We start from the raw sequence: 20386 nt of genomic DNA, 5'->3' as shown, positions 1-20386 counted from the left end.
TGATCGCATCACCTGTAACGAGGAGGAACTAATAGGGCTACGACCTGATGAGCGTCTTCACCCTCCCCGGTCACAGCCAGTACGTCTGGTCGAATTCTGAAGTGTGCTTTCAGCGGGCGAATTCAGGACGCATCGATGAACCTGTCGAGCACCCTGACCCCGAATTGCAGGCCGTCCACCGGCACCCGCTCGTCGACGCCGTGGAACATGCCCGCGAAGTCCAGCTCCGGCGGCAGCTTCAGCGGTGCGAAGCCGAAGCCGCGGATGCCCAGGTCGTCGAAGGACTTGGCGTCCGTCCCGCCGGAGAGCATGTAGGGGATCGCCTTCGCCGCCGGGTCCTCGGCCACCAGCGCGGACTGCATCGCGGCCACGAGCGCCCCGTCGAAGCCGGTCTCCACGGCCTTGTCGGCGTGCACGTCCTCGCGCCGCACGTTCGGTCCGAGGATCTTGTCGAGGTCGGCGAGGAACTCCTCCTCGAACCCCGGCAGGAAGCGGCCGTCGACGTGCGCGGTGGCCTCGCCCGGGATGACGTTGACCTTGTAGCCGGCGCCGAGCTGCGTCGGGTTGGCCGTGTTGCTGAGGGTCGCGCCGATCAGCTTGGCGATGCCGCCGAGCTTGGCGAGGGTGCCCTCCATGTTCTCCGGGTCGAGCTCGGTGCCGAGGGCGTCGCCGAGTTCGTCGAGGAAGGCCCGGGTGGTCTTGGTGACCCGCACCGGGAACTTGTGCCGCCCCAGCCGGGCCACCGCCTCCGACAGCTCGGTGATCGCGTTGTCCCGGTGGATCATCGACCCGTGCCCCGCCGTGCCGGCCACGGTCAGCTTCATCCAGTGCATGCCCTTCTCGGCCGTCTGGATCAGGTAGAGCCGCCGCTCCTCGCTCACGGTGAACGAGAACCCGCCCACCTCACTGATCGCCTCGGTGACGCCCTCGAAGAGGTCCGGGTGCTTGTCGACGAGGAACCGGGCGCCGAACTTGCCGCCGGCCTCCTCGTCGGCGAGGAACGCGAGCACGATGTCCCGCGGCGGCCTGCGGCCACTGCGCAGCCGGTCGCGTACGACCGCCAGCGTCATCGCGTCCATGTCCTTCATGTCGACGGCCCCGCGCCCCCAGACGCACCCGTCCGCGACCTCGCCCGAGAAGGGGTGGTGCGTCCAGTCGTCCGCATTGGCCGGTACGACGTCGGTGTGGCCGTGGATGAGCAGCGCGGGCCGGGAGGGGTCCTCCCCCGCGATCCGTGCCACGGTGGAGGCGCGTCCCGGGTGCGACTCGAAGATCTTCGGCTCGAGGCCCACCTCGGCGAGCTTCTCGGCGACGTACTCCGCCGCCTTGCGCTCACCGGGACCCGAGTGGTCGCCGTAGTTGCTGGTGTCGATCTGGATCAGCTCGCGGCAGAGGTCCACGACCTCGTCCTCGCCGGTGACGCCCCTGGCCGTGTCCGACTCGCTCACGCTGCTTCCTCCCGCGCTGTCGCTGCTGGTGGTTCCCCCTCATCCTCCCTCTCCCACCGCCCCCGCCCAAGACCGGCCGCGGCCCGTCACACACCGTTCACGCCGCGACGGGGGGTGATCGGGCACCCCTCGAAGCCTGGTAATGTTTTCTCTGTCGCCGCGAGGGAAACCCGCGCGACAGACACCTTGTCCGGGTGGCGGAATGGCAGACGCGCTAGCTTGAGGTGCTAGTGCCCTTTATCGGGCGTGGGGGTTCAAGTCCCCCCTCGGACACGCGAAACACTGAGGGCCGTGACCACGGGGTCACGGCCCTCACTCGTTGTGTGGGGGAAGTCTCGTTCCACGAAGATCACCAGGTCAGCGCCCGCTTCCTCGTGCCCGCGCCGCCCCGAACGGCTGCTCCAAGTGGCGTATCGAAGGGCCCGAACCTAGCTTCGTACTAAAATTTCCGGCTTGTTACGGAGCTGGCGCCGGACAACCCCAGGCAGACCTGCGGGCCCGCCAGCGCCCCGGAGGCTTCCGGGATCGAGACGCGAGGACCGGATGGCAGCCATACAGGAGAGCAATGCTCTCGGCCTGCTCGACGAAGAGCTCGGCGCAGAGATCCACCAGCGGTTCGGCGACACGGCACGTTTCTCCTCAGGCCCGGCGGCCTCCCCGCGCACGCTCGTCGACATCTTCGAGGCGTCCGTGCGGTCGTACCCGGACGAGCCGGCGCTGGACGACGGCACGACCAGCCTGACCTACCGCGCGCTGGCCGTCGAGGTGGACCGGCTGCGCCGCGGGCTCGGCGCGGCCGGGGTCGGGCTCGGCGACCGGGTCGGCGTGCGGGTGCCGTCCGGCACCAATGACCTGTACGTGGCGATCCTCGCCGTGCTCGCGGCCGGTGCCGCCTACGTCCCCGTCGACGCCGAGGACCCGGACGAGCGGGCGGAGCTCGTGTTCGGGGAGGCGGATGTAGCGGCCGTCGTCGGCGCCGGGCGCGAGATCACCGTGCACGGCACGTCCGAGTCCCCCGCCGCTCGTCCCGGCGTCGAGCACGACGCGTGGATCATCTTCACCTCCGGGTCCACCGGGAAGCCCAAGGGCGTCGCCGTCTCGCACCGCAGTGCCGCCGCGTTCGTGGACGCCGAGGCCGCGCTGTTCCTCACCGAGGAGCCGATCGGGCCCGGGGACCGGGTCATGGCGGGGCTGTCGGTCGCGTTCGACGCGTCCTGCGAGGAGATGTGGCTGGCGTGGCGGTACGGCGCCTGTCTGGTGCCGGTGCCGCGGGCACAGGTCAGGAGCGGTGCCGATCTCGGGCCCTGGCTGGTCGAGCAGGAGATCACGGTCGTGTCGACCGTGCCCACGCTCGCCGCGCTCTGGGAGCCCGAGACTCTCAACGACGTACGCCTGCTGATCTTCGGTGGCGAGGCCTGTCCGCCCGAGCTGACGCAGCGGCTGGTGACCGAGGGGCGCGAGGTCTGGAACACGTACGGCCCGACGGAGGCGACCGTGGTCGCCTGTGCGTCGCTGATGAGCGGCGAGGAGCCGATCCGGATCGGGCTGCCGCTGGACGGCTGGGAGCTGGCCGTCGTCGACGAGGCCGGTGAGCCCGTGCCGATGGGCGGCAGCGGGCAGCTGGTGATCGGCGGGGTCGGGCTGGCCCGGTATCTCGACGCCGAGAAGGACGCGGAGAAGTACGCGCCGCTCGAGTCGCTGGGCTGGGAGCGGGCGTACCGCAGCGGTGACCTCGTGAAGGCGGAGCCGGAGGGGCTGGTCTTCCTCGGGCGGGCCGACGAGCAGATCAAGCTCGGCGGTCGGCGGATCGAGCTCGGTGAGGTGGATGCCGCATTGCAGGCGCTGCCCGGTGTGGCCGGTGCGGCCGCCGCCGTGCGGACCGCTCGAAGCGGCAATCAGCTGCTGGTCGGGTACGTCGTCACGCAGGACGGCTGGGATCACGCCGTCGCCGTCGAGAAGCTGCGCGCCGCGCTGCCCGCCGCGCTCGTGCCGCTGCTGGCGCCGGTCGAGGAGTTGCCGACCCGTACCTCGGGCAAGGTGGACCGCAACGCGCTGCCCTGGCCGCTCGAGGGCCTGGAGACCGGCGGTCCGGCGGAGCAGCTCTACGGCACCGAGGCCTGGCTCGCCGAGCAGTGGGCCGAGGTGCTCGGCATCCCCGTGTCCCGCGCCCTTGACGACTTCTTCGCGATCGGCGGCAGCAGTCTGGCCGCCGCGCAGCTGACGACGCGGCTGCGGACCCGCTATCCGAGCGCGGCCGTGCTGGACATCTACCAGCAGCCGGTGCTGCGGAAGCTGGCGCGGCACCTGGAGAAGTCCGCGCAGGACGACGGGGCCCGCCGCACGATCGCCCCGGTGCCGCGGCGCGCGCAGGTGATCCAGCTCCTCCTTCTCGTTCCGCTGTTCACGCTGCTCGGCCTGCGCTGGACGGTCGCGCTGGCCGCGCTCGGGAATCTGCTGCCCGCCTACGGGTGGCTGCCGACGGCCCCCTGGTGGCTCGTCGCCGCCGGCGCGGCCGTGCTGTACAGCCCGCCGGGGCGGCTCGCGCTGGCCGCCGGGGGTGCGCGGCTGCTGCTCAGAGGCGTGAAGCCCGGACGGTACGCGCGCGGTGGCAGCCTGCATCTGCGGTTGTGGGCGGCCGAGCGGCTGGCCGAGTTCAGCGGGGCGACCTCGCTGACCGGGGCCTGGCTGGAGCGGTACGCCCGGGCGCTGGGCGCCAAGGTCGGGCCGGACGTCGACCTGCACTCGCTGCCGCCGGTCACCGGGCTGCTCAAGCTCGGGCGCGGCGCGGCCGTCGAGTCCGAGGTGGATCTGTCCGGGTACTGGCTGGACGGGGACCGGCTGGAGGTCGGCACGGTCAAGGTGGGCGCGCATGCCGTCGTCGGCACGCGCAGCATGCTCTTCCCCGGCGCCCGGGTCGGCAAGCGGGCCGAGGTGGCGCCGGGTTCCGCGGTCACCGGGCAGATTCCCACCGGTCAGCGGTGGGCGGGCGCCCCGGCGGTCAAGCTGGGCAAGGCCAAGCGCAACTGGCCGAAGGAACGGCCGCGGCGCGGGACGTACTGGCGTGTCATGTACGGCATCACCGGCTTCGCGCTCAGCGCGCTGCCCGTTCTGGCGGGCGTGGCGGCGTTCCTGGTGGGCCGGGTGTTCTTCACGCCGGACGCGCCCCTGACGGGCGCCGCGCTGGCCCTCGTACCGGCGACGCTGGCCTTCGGGCTGGCGTACGCCGTGCTGATCCTGATCGGCGTGCGGCTGCTGAGCCTCGGTCTGCGTGAGGGAACGCATCCCACGCACAGCCGGATCGGCTGGCAGGCCTGGACGGTCACGCAGCTGATGGACCGCTCGCGCGAGACCCTCTTCCCGCTGTACGCCGGGCTGGTCACGCCGGTGTGGCTGCGGCTGCTCGGGATGCGGATCGGGCGGGGTGCGGAGGTGTCGACGGTCCTGGCGCTGCCCAGTCTGACCACGGTCGGCGAGGGCGCGTTCCTGGCCGACGACACGCTGACCGCGCCGTACGAGCTCGGTGGCGGCTGGATGCGGATCGGGCGGGCGGAGATCGGGCGGCGGGCCTTCCTCGGGAATTCGGGGATGACGGCGCCCGGGCGGACCGTGCCGGAGGGCGGCCTGGTCGGCGTGCTGTCGGCGACGCCGAAGAAGGCGAAGAAGGGCACGTCGTATCTGGGGCTGCCGCCGGTGAAGCTGCCGCGCAGTGCGGCCGACAGCGACCAGAGCCTGACGTACGATCCCCCGGCCCGGCTGCTGTGGGCGCGTGGGCTGGTGGAGCTGTGCCGGATCGTGCCGGTGTTCTGCTCGGCGGGGCTGGCGGTGCTGACGATCGCCGCGCTGTGTGCGCTGGGCGTCTGGGCGCCGCTGCTGGCGGGGCTGGTGCTGCTCGGGGCGGGTGCCGTGGCCGGGCTCGTGTCCGTGCTGGCCAAGTGGCTGCTGGTGGGCCGGCACCGCAGCGGGGAGCATCCGCTGTGGTCCGCCTTCGTGTGGCGCAACGAGCTGGCGGACACGTTCGTCGAGGTGCTCGCGGTGCCGTGGCTGGCGGGTTCGGTGCCGGGTACGCCCGTGATGACGGCCTGGCTGCGCGGGCTCGGCGCGCGCATCGGCAAGGGCGTGTGGGTGGACAGCTACTGGCTGCCGGAGACCGATCTGGTGACCCTTGAGGACGCCGCCACCGTGAACCGGGGCTGTGTGCTCCAGACACACCTCTTCCACGACCGGATCTTGCGGACGGATACTGTGGTCCTCCGTGAGGGCGCGACGCTGGGTCCTGGCGGGATCGTCCTTCCGGGCAGCGCGATCGGGGCCCGTACGACACTGGGTCCCGCGTCGCTCGTCATGGCGGCGGAGTCCGTCCCCGACGACACCCGTTGGCTCGGTAATCCGATCGAAGCATGGCGTCCCTGAGCTCGGCCCACTCGGGGCCAGTGGGCGGTGGGCCGGCACGGAGTGGCAGCAGTACGGCGCAGGGAGCACAGACAGCAGTGGCAGTTCAGCAGACGGCAGGCGCGGACCCGTACTTCCCGGAGCACGGCGATCCCCGGTACCGGGTGCACCGGTACGAGTTGGCGCTGGACTACCGCCCGGGGCCGAACCGGCTCTCCGGGGCGGCCCGGATCAACGCCATAGCGGGACGGGCGCCGCTGACCGAGTTCGTGCTGAACCTGGCCGACTTCAAGATCGGCCGGGTCCGGGTCGACGGACGACAGCCGCACTACTCCCACCGCGGGGGGCGGCTGCGCGTCCGCCCCGCCAAGCCGATCCGGGCCGGGGCGGCCTTCACGGTCGAGGTGCACTGGTCGGGCAACCCCAAGCCGGTGAACAGCCCCTGGGGCGGCCTCGGTTGGGAGGAGCTGGAGGACGGGGCGCTGGTGGCGAGCCAGCCGATCGGGGCGCCGTCCTGGTACCCGTGCAACGACCGGCCCGCCGACAAGGCGTCGTACCAGATCTCGATCACCACGCCGTCGGCGTACGCGGTGGTCGCGGGCGGGCGGCTGCTGACCCGTACGACGAAGGCGTCCACGACCACCTGGGTGTACGAGCAGTCGGCGCCGACGTCCAGCTATCTGGTCGGGCTGTCGATCGGCAAGTACCAGACGGTGCTGCTGGGCGACCCGGGGCTGGGCGGGATTCCGCAGCACGGGCACATCCCGGCGCATCTGCTGCCGGAGTTCTCGCGCGACTTCGCGCGCCAGCCGCAGATGATGGAACTGTTCCAGGAGCTGTTCGGGCCGTACCCCTTCGACGAGTACGCGGTCGTAGTGACCGAGGAGGAACTCGATGTGCCCGTCGAGGCCCAGGGGTTGTCGCTGTTCGGCGCCAACCACGTGGACGGGGCCAGGGGGTCGGAACGGCTGGTGGCGCACGAGCTGGCGCACCAGTGGTTCGGCAACAGCGTGTCCATCGCCGACTGGCGGCACATCTGGCTGAACGAGGGGTTCGCGAAGTACGCGGAGTGGCTCTGGTCGGAGCGGTCGGGCGGGCGTACGGCGCAGCAACTCGCCGCCGCCGCACACCGGTTGCTGTCGTCGATGCCGCAGGATCTGCGGCTGGCGGATCCGGGGCGCAAGTCGATGTTCGACGACCGGCTGTACGAGCGCGGCGGGCTGGCCCTGCACGCCGTGCGCTGCGCGCTCGGGGACATCGCCTTCTTCCGCATGCTGCGCGGCTGGGGCCAGCTGCACCGCCACGGCACGGTGACGACCCAGGCCTTCACCTCGTACGTGGCCCGGTTCGCGACCGAGCCGGTGGAGGAGTTGTTCGAGGCGTGGGTGCACGGGGCTGCGCTGCCGCCGTTGCCCGGGGCCGAGGCGCGGGCGGCGGGCTAGCACAATGGCGGGCATGACCTCGCGTTCCTGCCCCTGCGGGCTGCCCAAGGCGTACGACGACTGCTGCGGCCGCTTCCACTCCGGTGCGGCTGCCGCGCCGACTGCCGAGGCGCTCATGCGGTCGCGGTACAGCGCGTTCGTCAAGGCAGATACGGCGTATCTGGTGCGGACCTGGCATCCGCGGACGCGGCCCGCGCGGCTGGACCTGGATCCGGGGATGCGGTGGACCGGGCTGGAGATCCTTCAGACGGCGGACGGTTCGGCGTTCCACGCCACGGGGACGGTGACCTTCCGGGCGTCGTACCGGGGTGGGTCGCTGCATGAGCGGAGCCGGTTCGAGCGGGTCGACGGGGCGTGGGTGTACGTCGACGGGGAGTTCCTGAGCTGAGCCCTGTCGGCAGGGCGCCTACGGGGCCAGGATGTCCAGCTCCTGGAGGGCGCCCATGGTGATCTCACGGGTCAGGTGTTCCGCCCGGACCGCGTCGCCGGCGCGGACCGCCTCCGCGACCTGGACGTGCAGGGTGACCGCGGACGGGTCGGGGTCCTCGAACATGACCTCGTGGTGGGTGCGGCCGGCGAGGACCTCGGCCACGACGTCGCCGAGGCGGGCGAACATCTCGTTGCCGGAGGCGTTGAGGATGACGCGGTGGAAGGCGACGTCGTGGACGAGATAGCCCTCCAGCTGGTGGCCGCGTGAGTGGGCGACCATGCCGAGGGCGCACTCGGTGAGTTCGGCGCACTGGTCGGCTGTGGCGTACTTGGCGGCCAGTCCTGCCGCCACCGGTTCGACGGCCGAGCGCAGGACCGTGAGGGAGCGCAGCTGCTGGGGGCGGTCGGCGCCGGCCAGGCGCCAGCGGATGACCTGGGGGTCGTAGACGTTCCACTCGGACTTCGGACGGACCGTCACGCCCACGCGGCGGCGGGACTCCACCAGGTACATGGACTCCAGGACGCGGACCGCCTCGCGCATCACCGAGCGGGACACGTCGAAGCGCTGCGCCAGTTCGTCCGTGCGCAGAACACTGCCCGGCGGGTACTCGCCCGCGGTGATCGCGGGGCCGAGGGTTTCCAGTACTCGGCCGTGCAGCCCCCGGCCCGTTGTGCTCATGCACTCAGCGTACGGGGCAAGTCACGCGATCAAAAAGTCAGACTTATATGTCACACACTCTTGAATTCGTCGTACCTAATGAGTTTCAGTTGCGTCGACATCACGTGTCGACGAGGACAGCAGACAGTGAGGCAGCGATGAGTACCCCCCATGTCGTCGTGGTCATGGGCGTTGCGGGCACCGGGAAGACCACCATCGGTCCCCTGCTCGCGGCCCGGCTCGGCGTCCCCTATGCCGAGGGCGACGACTTCCACCCGCCGGCCAACATCGCCAAGATGTCGGCCGGCACCCCGCTCGACGACGACGACAGGTGGCCGTGGCTCGACGCCATCGGCACCTGGGCGCACGAGCGGGCGGGGCTCGGCGGGGTGGTCAGCTGCTCGGCGCTGAAGCGGTCGTACCGGGACCGGCTGCGGGCCGCCGCACCGGACCTGGTCTTCGTGCACCTGGCGGGCGACCGCACCCTCATCGAGGACCGGATGTCGCACCGGCAGGGGCACTTCATGCCCACGGCACTGCTCGACTCCCAGTTCGCCACGCTCCAGCCGCTCCAGGAGGACGAGGCGGGAGTCGTCGTGGACGTGTCGGGCAGCCCCGAGGAGATCACCGGACGGGCTGCCTCGGCCCTGACGGCGCTTCCCGAGCCGACCGCGTAACGCTTCTCCCCCTTCCCCAAGCCCCCGTACCTGTAAGGGAACCCCGTGACCAGACTCAGCGTCGAGATGCTGGCAGCGGACACCGTCGAGCCCATCACCTCGGCCGGCCACGCTCAGCTGGGCATCGCCGTCCTGGCGGGCATCGCCGTCATCGTGCTGCTCATCACCCAGTTCAAGCTCCACGCCTTCCTGTCGCTGACCCTCGGGTCACTGGTGCTCGGCGCGATCGCCGGCGCGCCGCTCGACAAGGTCATCACCAGCTTCTCCGCCGGGCTCGGCACCACCGTCGCCGGCGTGGGCGTGCTGATCGCCCTCGGTGCGATCCTCGGCAAGATGCTCGCCGACTCAGGCGGCGCCGACCAGATCGTCGACACCATCCTCGCCAGGGCAAAGGGCCGTTCGATGCCGTGGGCGATGGTGCTGATCGCCTCGGTGATCGGCCTGCCGCTGTTCTTCGAGGTCGGCGTCGTCCTGCTGATCCCGGTCGTGCTGATGGTCGCCAAGCGCGGCAACTACTCGCTGATGCGCATCGGCATCCCGGCCCTCGCCGGTCTCTCCGTGATGCACGGCCTGGTTCCGCCGCACCCCGGCCCACTGGTCGCGATCGACGCGGTCGGCGCCAACCTGGGTGTGACGCTGGCGCTCGGCGTCCTGGTCGCCATCCCGACCGTGATCATCGCCGGCCCGCTGTTCTCGCGGTACGCGGCCCGCTGGGTCGACGTCCCGGCACCTGACCGGATGATCCCCCAGCGGGTCTCCGAGGACCTCGAGAAGCGGCCCGGCTTCGGGGCCACGCTGGCCACCATCCTCCTGCCCGTCGTCCTGATGCTCTCCAAGGCGCTGGTCGACATCGTGATCGACGACCCCGAGAACACCGTCCAGCGGGTGTTCGACGTCGTCGGCTCCCCGATGATCGCGCTCCTCGCCTCCGTGCTCGTGGGCATCTTCACCCTGCTCAAGCCCGCCGGGTTCGGCAAGGAGCGGGTGTCGCCGCTCGTCGAGAAGAGCCTCGCGCCGATCGCGGGCATCCTGCTGATCGTGGGCGCCGGCGGCGGCTTCAAGCAGACGCTGATCGACACCGGCGTGGGCCAGATGGTCCTGGACATCTCCAAGGACTGGTCGATCCCCGCGCTGTTGCTGGCCTGGCTGATCGCGGTGGCGATACGGCTGGCGACGGGCTCGGCGACGGTGGCCACGGTCTCGGCGGCCGGTCTGGTCGCCCCGCTCGCGGCCGACATGTCGACGACCCACACGGCCCTGCTCGTCCTGGCCATCGGCGCCGGCTCGCTGTTCTTCAGCCATGTCAACGACGCCGGGTTCTGGATGGTCAAGGAGTACTTCGGCCTGAACGTCGGCCAGACCATCAAGACCTGGTCCGTCATGGAGACGATCATCTCGGTGGTCGCCGGCGGACTGGTCCTGCTGCTCTCACTGATCATCTAGGGGTACGGGCATGAGCCACCCGCTCTTCGACATCAGCGGCCGCACCGCCCTGGTCACGGGCTCCAGCCGGGGCATCGGCCTCGCGCTCGCCCGCGGGCTCGCGGAGGCCGGCTGCACGGTGGTCCTCAACGGACGCAACGGAGCACGCCTCAGCGAGGCGGCCGCCGAACTGGCCGCCGGCCCGCCCGGCGACCGGATCCACACGGCCGCGTTCGACGTGACCGACGGCGCGTCCGTGGCCGCCGGGATCGCGGACGTCGAGGAGCGGGTCGGCCCGCTGGACATCCTGGTCAACAACGCGGGCATGCAACTGCGCGCGCCCCTGCTGGAGTTCACGGACACGGACTGGCACCGCATCCTGGACACCAACCTCACCAGCGCGTTCCTGGTGGGCCGGGAGGCAGCCCGGCGGATGACGGAGCGCGGCCACGGAAAGATCATCAACATCTGCTCGCTGCAGAGCGAGGTGGTCCGCCCCGGCATCGCGCCGTACGCCGCCACCAAGGGCGCCCTGAAGATGCTCACCAAGGGCATGTGCGCCGACTGGGGCCCCTACGGCGTCCAGGTCAACGGCCTCGGTCCCGGCTACATCGAGACCGAGCTGACCGAGCCCCTCGTCGCGGACGAGGAGTTCAGCGCGTGGGTACGGCGGCGGACCCCGGCCGGACGCTGGGGCCGTACCGAGGACCTGGTGGGCGGGGTGCTGTTCCTCGCCTCACCGGCCGCGGACTTCGTCGGCGGACAGGTGCTGTACGTCGACGGCGGCATGACGAGCGTGCTGTGAAGGAGGCCTCCGGGATGCTCGGTTGTGTGATCCACGGTCAGGGCGATCTGCGGGTCGAGGAGCTGCCGGTGCCGGTCCCCGGGCCCGGACAGGCGCTGGTGGCCGTGCGCTACGGCGGGGTCTGCGGCTCCGACCTGCATTACTGGCTCCACGGCGGAGTCGGGGACTTCCGGCTCAGGGAGCCGATGGTGCTCGGGCACGAGGTGGTCGGGACGGTCGTGTCGTACGGCTCCCCGACCCCCTCGGGTCCGGCTGCCGGTACGGCCGTCGCCGTGCACCCGGCCACGCCCTGCCAGGTCTGCCCGGAGTGCGCGGACGGGCGGCGCAACGTCTGCCGGGACACCCGCTACCTGGGCAGCGCGGCGCGCTTTCCGCACGTGCAGGGCGGGTTCGCCGCACAAGTGGTCGTACCGGCCGACCAGTTGAGGCCGCTCCCGGTCGGCCTCGGCCTGCGGCGTGCGGCGCTCGCCGAGCCGCTGTCCGTCGCGCTGCACGCGGTGCGGCGGGCCGGTGACCTGGCGGGGAGGCATGTCCTCGTGACCGGTGCCGGGCCCATCGGCTGTCTGGTGGTCGCGGCGGCGAAGGCGGCCGGGGCGGGGCGGGTCACGGCGACGGACCTGCTGCCGACGGCACTTGAGTACGCGCGGATCGCCGGCGCCGACACCCTCGTACGGGCGGATGATCCGTACGGGGCCGGGTGGCCCTCCGAGGTGGACGTGGCGATCGAGGCGTCGGGGGTTGCCGCGGGGCTGGACACCTGTCTGCGGCTGGTGCGGCGCGGTGGCGTCGTGGTGCAGCTGGGGATGCTGCCGGCGGGACGCAGTCCGTTCGCGGGGAACCTCGTCGTGAGCCGGGAGATCGAGCTTCGGGGCGCGTTCCGCTTCGACACGGAGTTCGACGGGGCGCTGGAACTGCTCGCGGCCGAGGTGGCGTTCGACGGGCTGGTCAGCGCGGTGGTGCCGGTGCGGGAGGCCGAGGCGGCGTTCAGGCTCGCGGCGGACCGGAGCAGCTCGTGCAAGGTGCTGTTGGACTTCGGGGACTGAACGGGACCGTGCGGACCGAGCGGCTTGGGCGGCCTGAGCGGCTTGAACCACTTGAACGACTTGAGCGGCTTGAGCGGCTTGAGCGGCTTGAGCGGCCGATGGCCCCGGCCGGGCTTCCGTTTCCGGGACCACGGCTCGCGGATACCTGAACTCGCCCTGACGATCACATGAAGCGACTTCCCCGAGAGCGTTTTCGGCCCGATGATGAGGTGACCTCTGAAGGCTGCCGCAGCCGTCGGGGGCGTGAACATCGGGGGGCGTCATGGCGGTTTCCCTCGGGATGCGTATCTCGGGGCTGCTCGTGGTCGGGGCGGTGGCGGTGGCCGCCGCGGCCTTCACGAGTGACGGGGGCGGCACTTCGGACGGCAGGGGCGGCGGGGGCACCATCGTGACCGCCGGACCGTCCCAGGGCGGCCGAGGGCCGACGGAACCGGCGGATCGCTCCGCTCCGGTGGCCCAGCAGTCGCCCAACGGCCGGGCGGGCGAGAAGGCGTCCGGGCCGACAGCCGTCCCCGGCGGGGTGCCGGGCGGGGTGGTGAGCGCGAGTCCCACCCCTTCGCCGACCTCGTCTCCGAGCGGCAGGGGCGCCGTGGTCCTCCAGGCGCCGCCATGGCTCCCGCCCGGCCCGAGTTCGCCCGACTCGGACAACACGCCGGATCCGGCGAGCATTTACGACCTGCTCCGCGCGCCGGAGCACTGTGAGTCCGCCCTCGGGAGGATCCCGCAGGGGTCGGCGGACGCGGAGTGGCAGCTGCTGCGCGGGCTGTCCGCGGCCTGTCTGGCCGTGCAGGGCCGGGGTGGCGACTGGGACGCGGCGGCCGGGGCCCATGCCGAACTCGCCGGGCGCGTCGACACCTGCAAGGGGCGCGCCGCGTACGCCGTCCTCGGCGGGCTGCTCGACTTCCACCGGCGGCACCCGGGCGGCACCGTCCGGCTCGCGGCCACACCGGTCGGCACGCCGGCGTGCGGCTACCGGATCGCCGGCGTCGACACGGGCGGCGACGGCGAGGCACGGCCCGGCGACACGATCGGCATCGAGCTGACCGGCACCTACTTCGACCATGCCGAGCTGTTGCGGGACGCGAGCGTGAGCGTCGGCGGTCTGGTGGTCCCGGGTGTGCCCGTCCTGAAGTCCGAGTCGGGTGACCGTCTGGTGCTGTCCGTCGCCGTACCGGCCCTGGAGCCGGGCCCGGCCGAGGTCACGGTCCAGCACGCGGGCACCGAGGTCCGGCTGCCGGCCGCCTTCACGGTCACCGGCCCGGACACGGTGGAGCAGCCGGGCACACCGGCGCCCGATGAACCGGGGACGCCGACCGGGGCGGCGGCACCGAATCTCGGCGGACGGCTGTCCTCGCTCGGCGCGGAGGTGCGGGATCTCGGCGGATCGGGGTCACCGCCCGGCGGGGACCTGCCGGACGCTGACCGATCCGGGCCACCGCCAGGCACGGACCTGCCCAACCCCGACCAACGACTGTCCCCGCCCGACGCCGAAGTGCCGGACGCTGACCGATCCGGGCCACCGCCCCGCGCGAACCTGCCCAACCCCAGCCAACGACTGTCCCCGCCCGACGCCGAAGTGCCGCACCCCGGCGAATCGGGGCCACCGCCCGGCGCAGACCTGCCGGACGCTGACGGATCCGGGGCACCGCCAGGCGCGGACCTGCCCAACCCCGGCCAACGGCTGTCCCCGCTCGACGCCGAAGTGCCGCACCCCGGCGAATCGGAGCCACCGCCCGGCGCAGACCTGCCGGACGCTGACCGATCCGGGGCACCACCCCCCGCGGACCTGCCCAACCCGGGCCAACGACGGTCCCCGCTAGACGCCGAAGTGCCGTACCCCGACCAACCGACGTCAGCACCCGGCGCCAAGCTCCCCAACCCCGACGGACGACTGTCCCCGCACACCGCAGACATGCCAGACCCCGGCGAACGGCTGTTCCCGCTCGGCGCCGAGGTGCCGGACCCAGGCCAACCGACGTCATCGCCCGGCGCCGCCGCGTCTGCCGGTGCTGGCGCATAGGCAGCCGGCCGATCGCGGCTCTCGCGACCCCCGAGGTGCGTCAGCCTGTCGCGGTGCAGCCCGTCATGGCCGCCACCGTGAGTGCTCTCGCTCCGCCCACTCCCGGCTGACCGAGCCCGTCCGCATGCCCCGGCGGGCCTCCGGGTCGCCCAGGGCCATGCCGATGTGGCCGGCGAGGACGATGCCGATGGTGAGGGCCAGCCAGTCGTGGACGAAGGTCGCGCTGGTGCGCCACTCGAGGGGAGTGAGGTGGGTGAACCACATGATGAGGCCGGTGCCGACCATCACCAGCGTGGCGCCGGCGATCCACGCGGCGTAGATCTTCTGCCCGGCGTTGAACTTGCCCGCCGGACGGGACGCCGGCCGCTTGTCGCGGTGCAGGGCGGCGCGCAGCCAGACGCGGTCGTGCGGGCCGAAGCGGTTGAGGAAGCCGAGGTCGGCGCGGAAGTAGCGGGAGGCGAGGCCTGCCAGTACCGGCACGGGCAGGGCGAGGCCGGCCCACTCGTGGATACGGACCACCAGCTCGCGGCGGCCGACGAGTTCGGCGAGCTGCGGGATGTACAGACAGGCCGCCGTCACCACGCACACGCCCATCAGCGCGGCCGTCGTGCGGTGCACCCAGCGGGTGGCAGGGCCGAAGCGCCGCACGCCCGTGGACCGGCCGGGGGCGTCAAGTCGTAGGCTCATCGTCGCGTCCGTTCGAGCGGCCGACCCAGGCGTCGACGTCGTAGCCCCGTTCCTCCCAGTAGCCCGGTTTCACGTCCTCGGTGACGGTGATGCCGGAGAGCCACTTGGCGGACTTGTAGAAGTACATGGGCGCCACATAGAGGCGGACCGGACCGCCGTGGGCGTGGTTCAGGTTTTTGTCCTGCATGCGCAGGGCCACCATGACGTCGGCGCGGCGGGCCTGGTCGAGGGTGAGGCTCTCGCTGTAGGCGCCGTCGAAGCAGGTGAAGCGCACCGCGCCGGCCCCCTTGCGCACTCCCGCGGCGTCGAGGAGCCGGGACAGGCGCACGCCCTCGAAGGGGGTGTCGGGAACCCGCCAGCCGGTGACGCACTGGACGTCGCGCACCAGCCGGGTCTGCGGCAGGGCGCGCAGGTCGGCCAGCGTGTAGGTCATGGGGTGGTCGACCAGGCCGTCGACGGTGAGGCGGTAGGTGGTGGCGTTCTTGCGGGGGACGGAAGAGGTCACCGAGTAGTAGCGGAAGCCGCCGCCGTTGGGCAGCAGGTCGGTCAGGCCGGTGGGGTCCTTGTCGGAGGCGCTCGCGAGGAAGGACTCCATCCCGCGCTGCAGGGCGGGCGCGGTGACCACGCCGAGAGCGCCCAGGCCGAGGGTGCCGAGCAGGACGCGGCGGCCGATCGGCTTGCCCCTCTGCCCGCTGTGCTCTTCGTCCTGTTCTCCGCCCTCGTTCTCGGGCTGTTCGGGGTTCACGTACTCATTCGAACACCCGCGACCCCGGCCGGACCAGGGATCGCGGGTGCTCGTCAGGGTTCCGTAAGCACTTCTTACGCGGCGCTCGCGCGCAGACTGCGGCTACGGCGTCTCCCCCGCCGCCTTCTCCAGCTGGAACGCCTCGTTGCCGAGCCCGATGCGGGCGTGCCGCTCGGGCGCGCGGGAGCGCAGGAGCAGGCCCTGGAGCACACCCACGGCCAGCGCGAGGACGATGACGGCGGGCAACGCCCAGTTCAGGGCCGAGTCCGGGCCCGCGCCGATCAGGACGTCGAAGTCCTTGACGGTGTAGACGACGATGAACAGCAGCCCGACGACGGAGAGCCCGGAGGCGGCCAGCCGCCAGAACTGGGCAGCGACGGCGCCGCGGCGCACGAAGAAGGCGATGACGGAGACCGACGCGGCGGCCATCAGCGCGGCGACGCCCAGCGCGCCGAGGTTGCCCATCCAGGTGAACAGGTGCAGCACCGGTGCGGTCGGGTCGCCGGTCGGCTTGTCGTCGGTGAGCGCGAAAGCGGCGACGACCACGAGGGAGATCACGGTCTGCAGCAGCGAACCCGTGCCGGGGGCGCCGCTCGCGCCGCTGGTGCGGCCGAAGGCGGACGGCAGCAGGCCCTCGCGGCCCATGGCGAAGGCGTAGCGGGCCACTACGTTGTGGAAGCTGAGCATCGCCGCGAACATGCCGGTCACGAACAGCACGTGCAGGACGTCGGTGAAGCCGGGGCCCAGGAGGTCCTCGGTGAGGAAGAAGAGCGTCCCGGCGCTCTGCTCCTGCGCGGTGCCGACGATGGCGGAGGGCCCGGCGGCGACTGTGTACGCCCAGCAGCTGATCGTGTAGAAGACGGCGATGCCGCCGATGGCGAGGAACATCACGCGGGGCACGAGGACGTGCGGGCGGCTGGTCTCCTCGGCGTAGACGGGCGCCTGCTCGAAGCCGAGGAAGGCGGCGACGCAGAAGCACAGGGCGGTGCCGATGCCGGCGCCGGTGAGGGTGTCCGGGTTGAAGGCGTGCAGCGACAGGCCCTCCTTGCCGGGGTCGGCGATCGCGGCGACGTCGAAGACGACCACGAGGACGACCTCGATGATCAGCAGGACGCCGAGCACGCGCGCGTTGAGGTCGATCTTCAGCCAGCCGAGCCCGCCCACCAGGAGGACGGCCGCCAGCGCCGGTATCCACCAGGCGACCTCCGTGTCCAGGTAGGTGGCGAACAGCCCGGAGACCTCGAAGCCGAAGATGCCGTAGATGCCGACCTGGAGGGCGTTGTAGGCGACGAGAGCGACCATCGCGGCGCCGGCGCCCGCGGTGCCGCCGAGGCCGCGGGAGATATAGGCGTAGAAGGCGCCGGCGTTGTGGACGTGCCGGCTCATCTCGGCGTATCCGACGCTGAAGAGCGCGAGGACGAGGCCGAGGACCACGAAGAGCAGCGGCTGCCCGACGACGCCCATCACCCCGAAGGTCGTGGGCATGACACCCGCTACCACCATGAGGGGTGCCGTCGCGGCGAGCACGGACAACAGCAGGCCCGTCGTGCCCAGCCGGTCGGCGCGCAGGGCCCGGTCCTGCCCCTTGAACGTACTGATTCCGCCACCGCCGGCGGTGGCTCTGCTCGTGCTGGAACTGCCCGTGGTCATCGGGGACCGTCCTTGGGTCGACTGCGGTTGGGGGCGTTACGCCGTGCCGAGCGCGGTGTCACGTGCGGCTCGGAAGGCGGGATACGGCTCGCGGTCCGGGTACGACCACGGCGACGGGGTGGCGTGCTCGCCGATGCGGTGGAACAAGGCGGCGGCCTCGGCGCCGCGGCCTTCGCAGACCTTGGCGTGGGCGAGGTAGTTCAGGTCGACCAGACGGCGCGGGTGCCCCTCCTGCTCCCACTCCAGCCACCAGTCGAAGGCGGCCCGCATCACCTGCCGGGCCCGGCGGCCGGCCCAGTGCCCGGAGGTGGCCGCGTCGGGCTGCTCGCGCCCCGCACCTGCGAGGACGCGGTAGCGCTCGGCGTGGGCGATGACCGGGAGGACGGCGAGCGGGGAGTCGGCGGGGGCCCGCTCGGCGGCCGCGTTGGCGAAGTCGTAGACCTCGTGCAGCGGGTCGGGACCGGCACCGGTGTGGCGTTCGGCGAGCCGGGCGACCATCAGGTGATGGGCGTGGTGGTGGTCCGCGTACCGGGCGCCGACCTCCGCGAACAGCTGCCGCACCGCCTCCTCGGCACCGAGGGCGCTCTCCAGCATGAGCAGGCCGAGCCAGGGGGTGGGGTCGGCGGGCGCGAGCGTGGCGGCGGAGTGGCAGGACTCGCGGGCGCGGACCGGCTTCTCCTTGCCGCGCAGAGCGCGCTGGACCTGGGCGAGGGCGAGCAGGACGGCGGCGTCGGCGGAGTCGGGCTCGGCGAGCAGCCAGTCACGGGTCCAGGGGGCGCAGTACGGCTCCTGGGCGAGGACGGTGACGCGGTGCCCTCTGCGGTCCCAGTCGTCGCCGGTCCGGGCGAGCAGCGCGCGGGCCGTCTGCCATCTGCCTTGGGCGAGCGCGGTGCGGGCGGCGGCGAGCTCGGCGTCGTCCAGGGCCGCGTCGAAGGTGTGGGATGCGCGCTTGCGGCCGCGGCCGAGGGGTGGCGGGGGTGGGGACACCGTTCTGGGTTCTGTCGGGGACGGAAGAATGTGGCCTGTCATCGGGCGATCACGCACAGCAAACCCGCAGCCAATGGTTCGCGTCAAGGGCCGCCGGGGCGTTACACGCGTCAACTGCTGTGACTGGTGAGGCACTTGATGCGTTCAACACCCATGCAGCTTGCCTTAAATGTCGGAATTGTTCAGAGTGTGTGGCGTACGTCATGGCGTAGCAGGACCAGGCACCGCACGATGGCAGGACGCGCATGCCGGGCCTGGGCCGCTACAGTCGGCCCTTACGCACCCCGTCCCCTACCCCGGCAGGATGATCGAGGTACGCAGCGTGTCGCTTCTGATCCTGATACTCGCCGTGAGTGCCGCCTGCTGCCTGGGCTTCGGCTTCGTACTGCAGCAGAACGCGGCCCAGAAGGCGCCGCTGAGTGACTTCCTCTCCCCCCGGATCCTCCTCGACCTGATGAAGGTGCCCCGCTGGCTGGGCGGCATCGGGCTGATGGTGGTCGGCATGGCGCTCGGCGCGATGGCGCTGGGCCAGGGCGAGATCTCCCTCGTGGAACCGCTGCTGGCGACGAATCTGCTCTTCGCGCTAGCGCTCTCCCGCCGCCAGACCAAGCAGCCGCTGGGCCGCCAGGGCTGGACGGGACTCGCACTGCTCGCGGGCGGTGTGACGGCCTTCATCATCGCCGGACAGCCACACGGCGGGACGGCGCCCAGTGGTGACTTCAGGCAGTGGCTGATCATCGGCGTCATGGTGGGGGCGGCCCTACTGCTCACGGCGTACGCCAAGCGCTCGCGGCTCAACGCGGGCCCTGCGCTGCTGGCCACGGCGGCCGGTCTGCTGTACGGCGTGCAGGACGCCCTCACACGCGTGACCGGGCAGCGGTTCGCCGAGGGCGGCATGGCGGAGATCCTGACCAGCTGGCAGCCGTACGCCGTCGTGGCGCTCGGCCTCACCGGGCTGATCCTCGTCCAGAGCGCCTTCGAGACGGCGTCCCTGCGCATGTCCCTGCCGGCCCTGACCGCGGCCCAGCCGCTGGCCGGCATCCTCTGCGGCGTCGGCTTCCTCGGCGACCGGCTGCGCGCCGACACGGGCGCGCTGGCGTGGGAGGCGGCGGGGCTCGCCGCGATCGTGGTGGGCATCATCATGCTCGGCACGCATTCGGCGATGCCGAGCGGCGTGAAGCAGCCGCGGCAGGTTGCGGTGGCGGCGGTCCCGGCACGCTGACCGCGCGACCGGGAACAGCCACGACGGATGGCCGTGGCGGCGCCCCCGGCACCCTGACCGCCCGAGCAGGAACAACCACAGCACACTGCCGCGGCGACGCTCCCGGCACACTGACCGCCCGAGCGGAAACAACCACAGCACACTGCCGCGGCGACGCTCCCGGCACACTGACCGCCCGAGCGGCCGTCCTGCTTGGATGGCGCCATGAGCGCTGCTGATGAGATCCTCGACATCGTCGACGAGCACGACCGGGTCGTCGGACGGTCCCGCCGCGGCGAGGCCTACGCCAAGCGGCTGCGCCATCGCTGCGTCTTCATCGAGGCCCGGGACTCGCAGGGCCGCCTGTTCGTGCATCGCCGCACGCCCACGAAGCTGGTCTTTCCCTCGCGGTACGACATGTTCGTAGGCGGCGTGGTGGGCGCGGGCGAGTCGTACGACGACGCCGCCCTGCGCGAGGCCGAGGAGGAACTCGGCGTGAGCGGCCTCCCCCGCCCCACGTACCTCTTCAAGTTCCTCTACGACGACGGCGCCGGGCAGACCTGGTGGTCGGCGGTGTACGAGGTGCGCTGCGAGCTGCCGGTGAGTCCGCAGGTGGAGGAGGTCGCCTGGCACGACTTCCTGCCGGATGCCGAGGTGGAGCGACGGCTGGCGGAGTGGGCGTGGGTACCGGACGGGCTGGCGGCGTACGAGCGGCTCAGGGCCTACCGGGCGGCGGCCTGCTGATCCGCCCGGGGACGGCCCGTGGCACGGACAGCACCCCTG

16 protein-coding genes and 1 tRNA gene are annotated in these 20386 nt (G+C 72.0%); 11 read left to right on the top strand and 6 right to left on the bottom strand.

Features of this window, described 5'->3' with window-relative positions; genetic code table 11:
- Positions 1-122: 122 nt before the first annotated feature.
- Entirely contained in the window at positions 123-1448 is a 1326-nt protein-coding gene (locus ACFY5C_RS28380; RefSeq protein WP_389449018.1) for a M20/M25/M40 family metallo-hydrolase, read from the bottom strand.
- 188 nt (positions 1449-1636) lie between these two features.
- On the opposite strand from ACFY5C_RS28380, the gene ACFY5C_RS28375 reads away from it, so the two are divergent.
- The 4 genes from ACFY5C_RS28375 (at position 1637) to ACFY5C_RS28360 (ending at position 7667) form a co-directional block, all read left to right on the top strand.
- Positions 1637-1721, top strand: a tRNA-Leu gene (locus tag ACFY5C_RS28375).
- A 270-nt stretch (positions 1722-1991) separates the two neighbouring features.
- Positions 1992-5858, top strand: coding sequence for a Pls/PosA family non-ribosomal peptide synthetase (locus tag ACFY5C_RS28370; RefSeq protein ID WP_389449015.1), 3867 nt, complete (start codon positions 1992-1994; stop codon positions 5856-5858).
- Between the two features lie 77 nt (positions 5859-5935).
- Positions 5936-7279: a M1 family metallopeptidase gene (locus tag ACFY5C_RS28365; RefSeq protein WP_389449012.1), complete on the top strand. Its 1344-nt coding sequence runs from the start codon at positions 5936-5938 to the stop codon at positions 7277-7279.
- 13 nt (positions 7280-7292) lie between these two features.
- Positions 7293-7667 carry a YchJ family protein gene (locus ACFY5C_RS28360; protein WP_389449009.1) on the top strand — a complete coding sequence of 125 codons (375 nt, stop codon included), beginning with the start codon at positions 7293-7295 and terminating at the stop codon, positions 7665-7667.
- Positions 7668-7685: 18 nt separating this feature from the next.
- Here ACFY5C_RS28360 and ACFY5C_RS28355 read toward each other — a convergent pair whose 3' ends face one another.
- A complete protein-coding gene (locus ACFY5C_RS28355) occupies positions 7686-8387 on the bottom strand; it encodes a FadR/GntR family transcriptional regulator (RefSeq protein ID WP_389449006.1) in 702 nt (233 codons plus the stop codon).
- Between the two features lie 137 nt (positions 8388-8524).
- Here ACFY5C_RS28355 and ACFY5C_RS28350 point away from each other — a divergent pair, with 137 nt between their 5' ends.
- From ACFY5C_RS28350 to ACFY5C_RS28330, 5 genes are all read left to right on the top strand, one after another.
- Positions 8525-9043 carry a gluconokinase gene (locus ACFY5C_RS28350; RefSeq protein ID WP_389449003.1) on the top strand — a complete coding sequence of 173 codons (519 nt, stop codon included), beginning with the start codon at positions 8525-8527 and terminating at the stop codon, positions 9041-9043.
- 45 nt (positions 9044-9088) lie between these two features.
- Positions 9089-10486, top strand: a complete 1398-nt coding sequence (locus tag ACFY5C_RS28345) for a GntP family permease (protein ID WP_389449000.1) — start codon at positions 9089-9091, stop codon at positions 10484-10486.
- Between the two features lie 10 nt (positions 10487-10496).
- Positions 10497-11270 carry an SDR family oxidoreductase gene (locus ACFY5C_RS28340; RefSeq protein ID WP_389448997.1) on the top strand — a complete coding sequence of 258 codons (774 nt, stop codon included), beginning with the start codon at positions 10497-10499 and terminating at the stop codon, positions 11268-11270.
- 14 nt (positions 11271-11284) lie between these two features.
- On the top strand, positions 11285-12313 hold the full coding sequence (locus tag ACFY5C_RS28335; RefSeq protein WP_389448995.1) for an L-idonate 5-dehydrogenase: 1029 nt from the start codon (positions 11285-11287) through the stop codon (positions 12311-12313).
- A gap of 262 nt (positions 12314-12575) precedes the next feature.
- Positions 12576-14333, top strand: coding sequence for a hypothetical protein (locus ACFY5C_RS28330; protein WP_389448992.1), 1758 nt, complete (start codon positions 12576-12578; stop codon positions 14331-14333).
- Positions 14334-14396: 63 nt separating this feature from the next.
- On the opposite strand, the gene ACFY5C_RS28325 is transcribed toward ACFY5C_RS28330, so the two are convergent.
- The 4 genes from ACFY5C_RS28325 to ACFY5C_RS28310 form a co-directional block, all read right to left on the bottom strand.
- Positions 14397-15020, bottom strand: coding sequence for a cytochrome b/b6 domain-containing protein (locus ACFY5C_RS28325; RefSeq protein WP_389448989.1), 624 nt, complete (start codon positions 15018-15020; stop codon positions 14397-14399).
- Positions 15004-15765: a molybdopterin-dependent oxidoreductase gene (locus ACFY5C_RS28320; protein ID WP_389448986.1), complete on the bottom strand. Its 762-nt coding sequence runs from the start codon at positions 15763-15765 to the stop codon at positions 15004-15006. Before ACFY5C_RS28320 ends, ACFY5C_RS28325 begins: the two co-directional genes overlap by 17 nt.
- 102 nt (positions 15766-15867) lie before the next feature.
- Entirely contained in the window at positions 15868-17415 is a 1548-nt protein-coding gene (locus ACFY5C_RS28315; RefSeq protein ID WP_389448983.1) for an APC family permease, read from the bottom strand.
- A 36-nt stretch (positions 17416-17451) separates the two neighbouring features.
- Entirely contained in the window at positions 17452-18402 is a 951-nt protein-coding gene (locus ACFY5C_RS28310) for a hypothetical protein (protein ID WP_389448980.1), read from the bottom strand.
- 322 nt (positions 18403-18724) lie between these two features.
- Here ACFY5C_RS28310 and ACFY5C_RS28305 point away from each other — a divergent pair, with 322 nt between their 5' ends.
- Positions 18725-19624: a DMT family transporter gene (locus ACFY5C_RS28305; RefSeq protein WP_389448977.1), complete on the top strand. Its 900-nt coding sequence runs from the start codon at positions 18725-18727 to the stop codon at positions 19622-19624.
- A 204-nt stretch (positions 19625-19828) separates the two neighbouring features.
- Positions 19829-20347 (top strand): NUDIX hydrolase, encoded by a 519-nt coding sequence (locus tag ACFY5C_RS28300; RefSeq protein WP_389448974.1) that lies wholly within the window; start codon positions 19829-19831, stop codon positions 20345-20347.
- The last annotated feature ends 39 nt before the right edge of the window (positions 20348-20386 follow it).

This window comes from Streptomyces sp. NPDC012935 (assembly GCF_042900345.1).
Taxonomy (GTDB): domain Bacteria; phylum Actinomycetota; class Actinomycetes; order Streptomycetales; family Streptomycetaceae; genus Streptomyces.
Note: the sequence above shows the minus strand (reverse complement) of the source record. Positions and strands in the feature narration are given on the sequence as shown.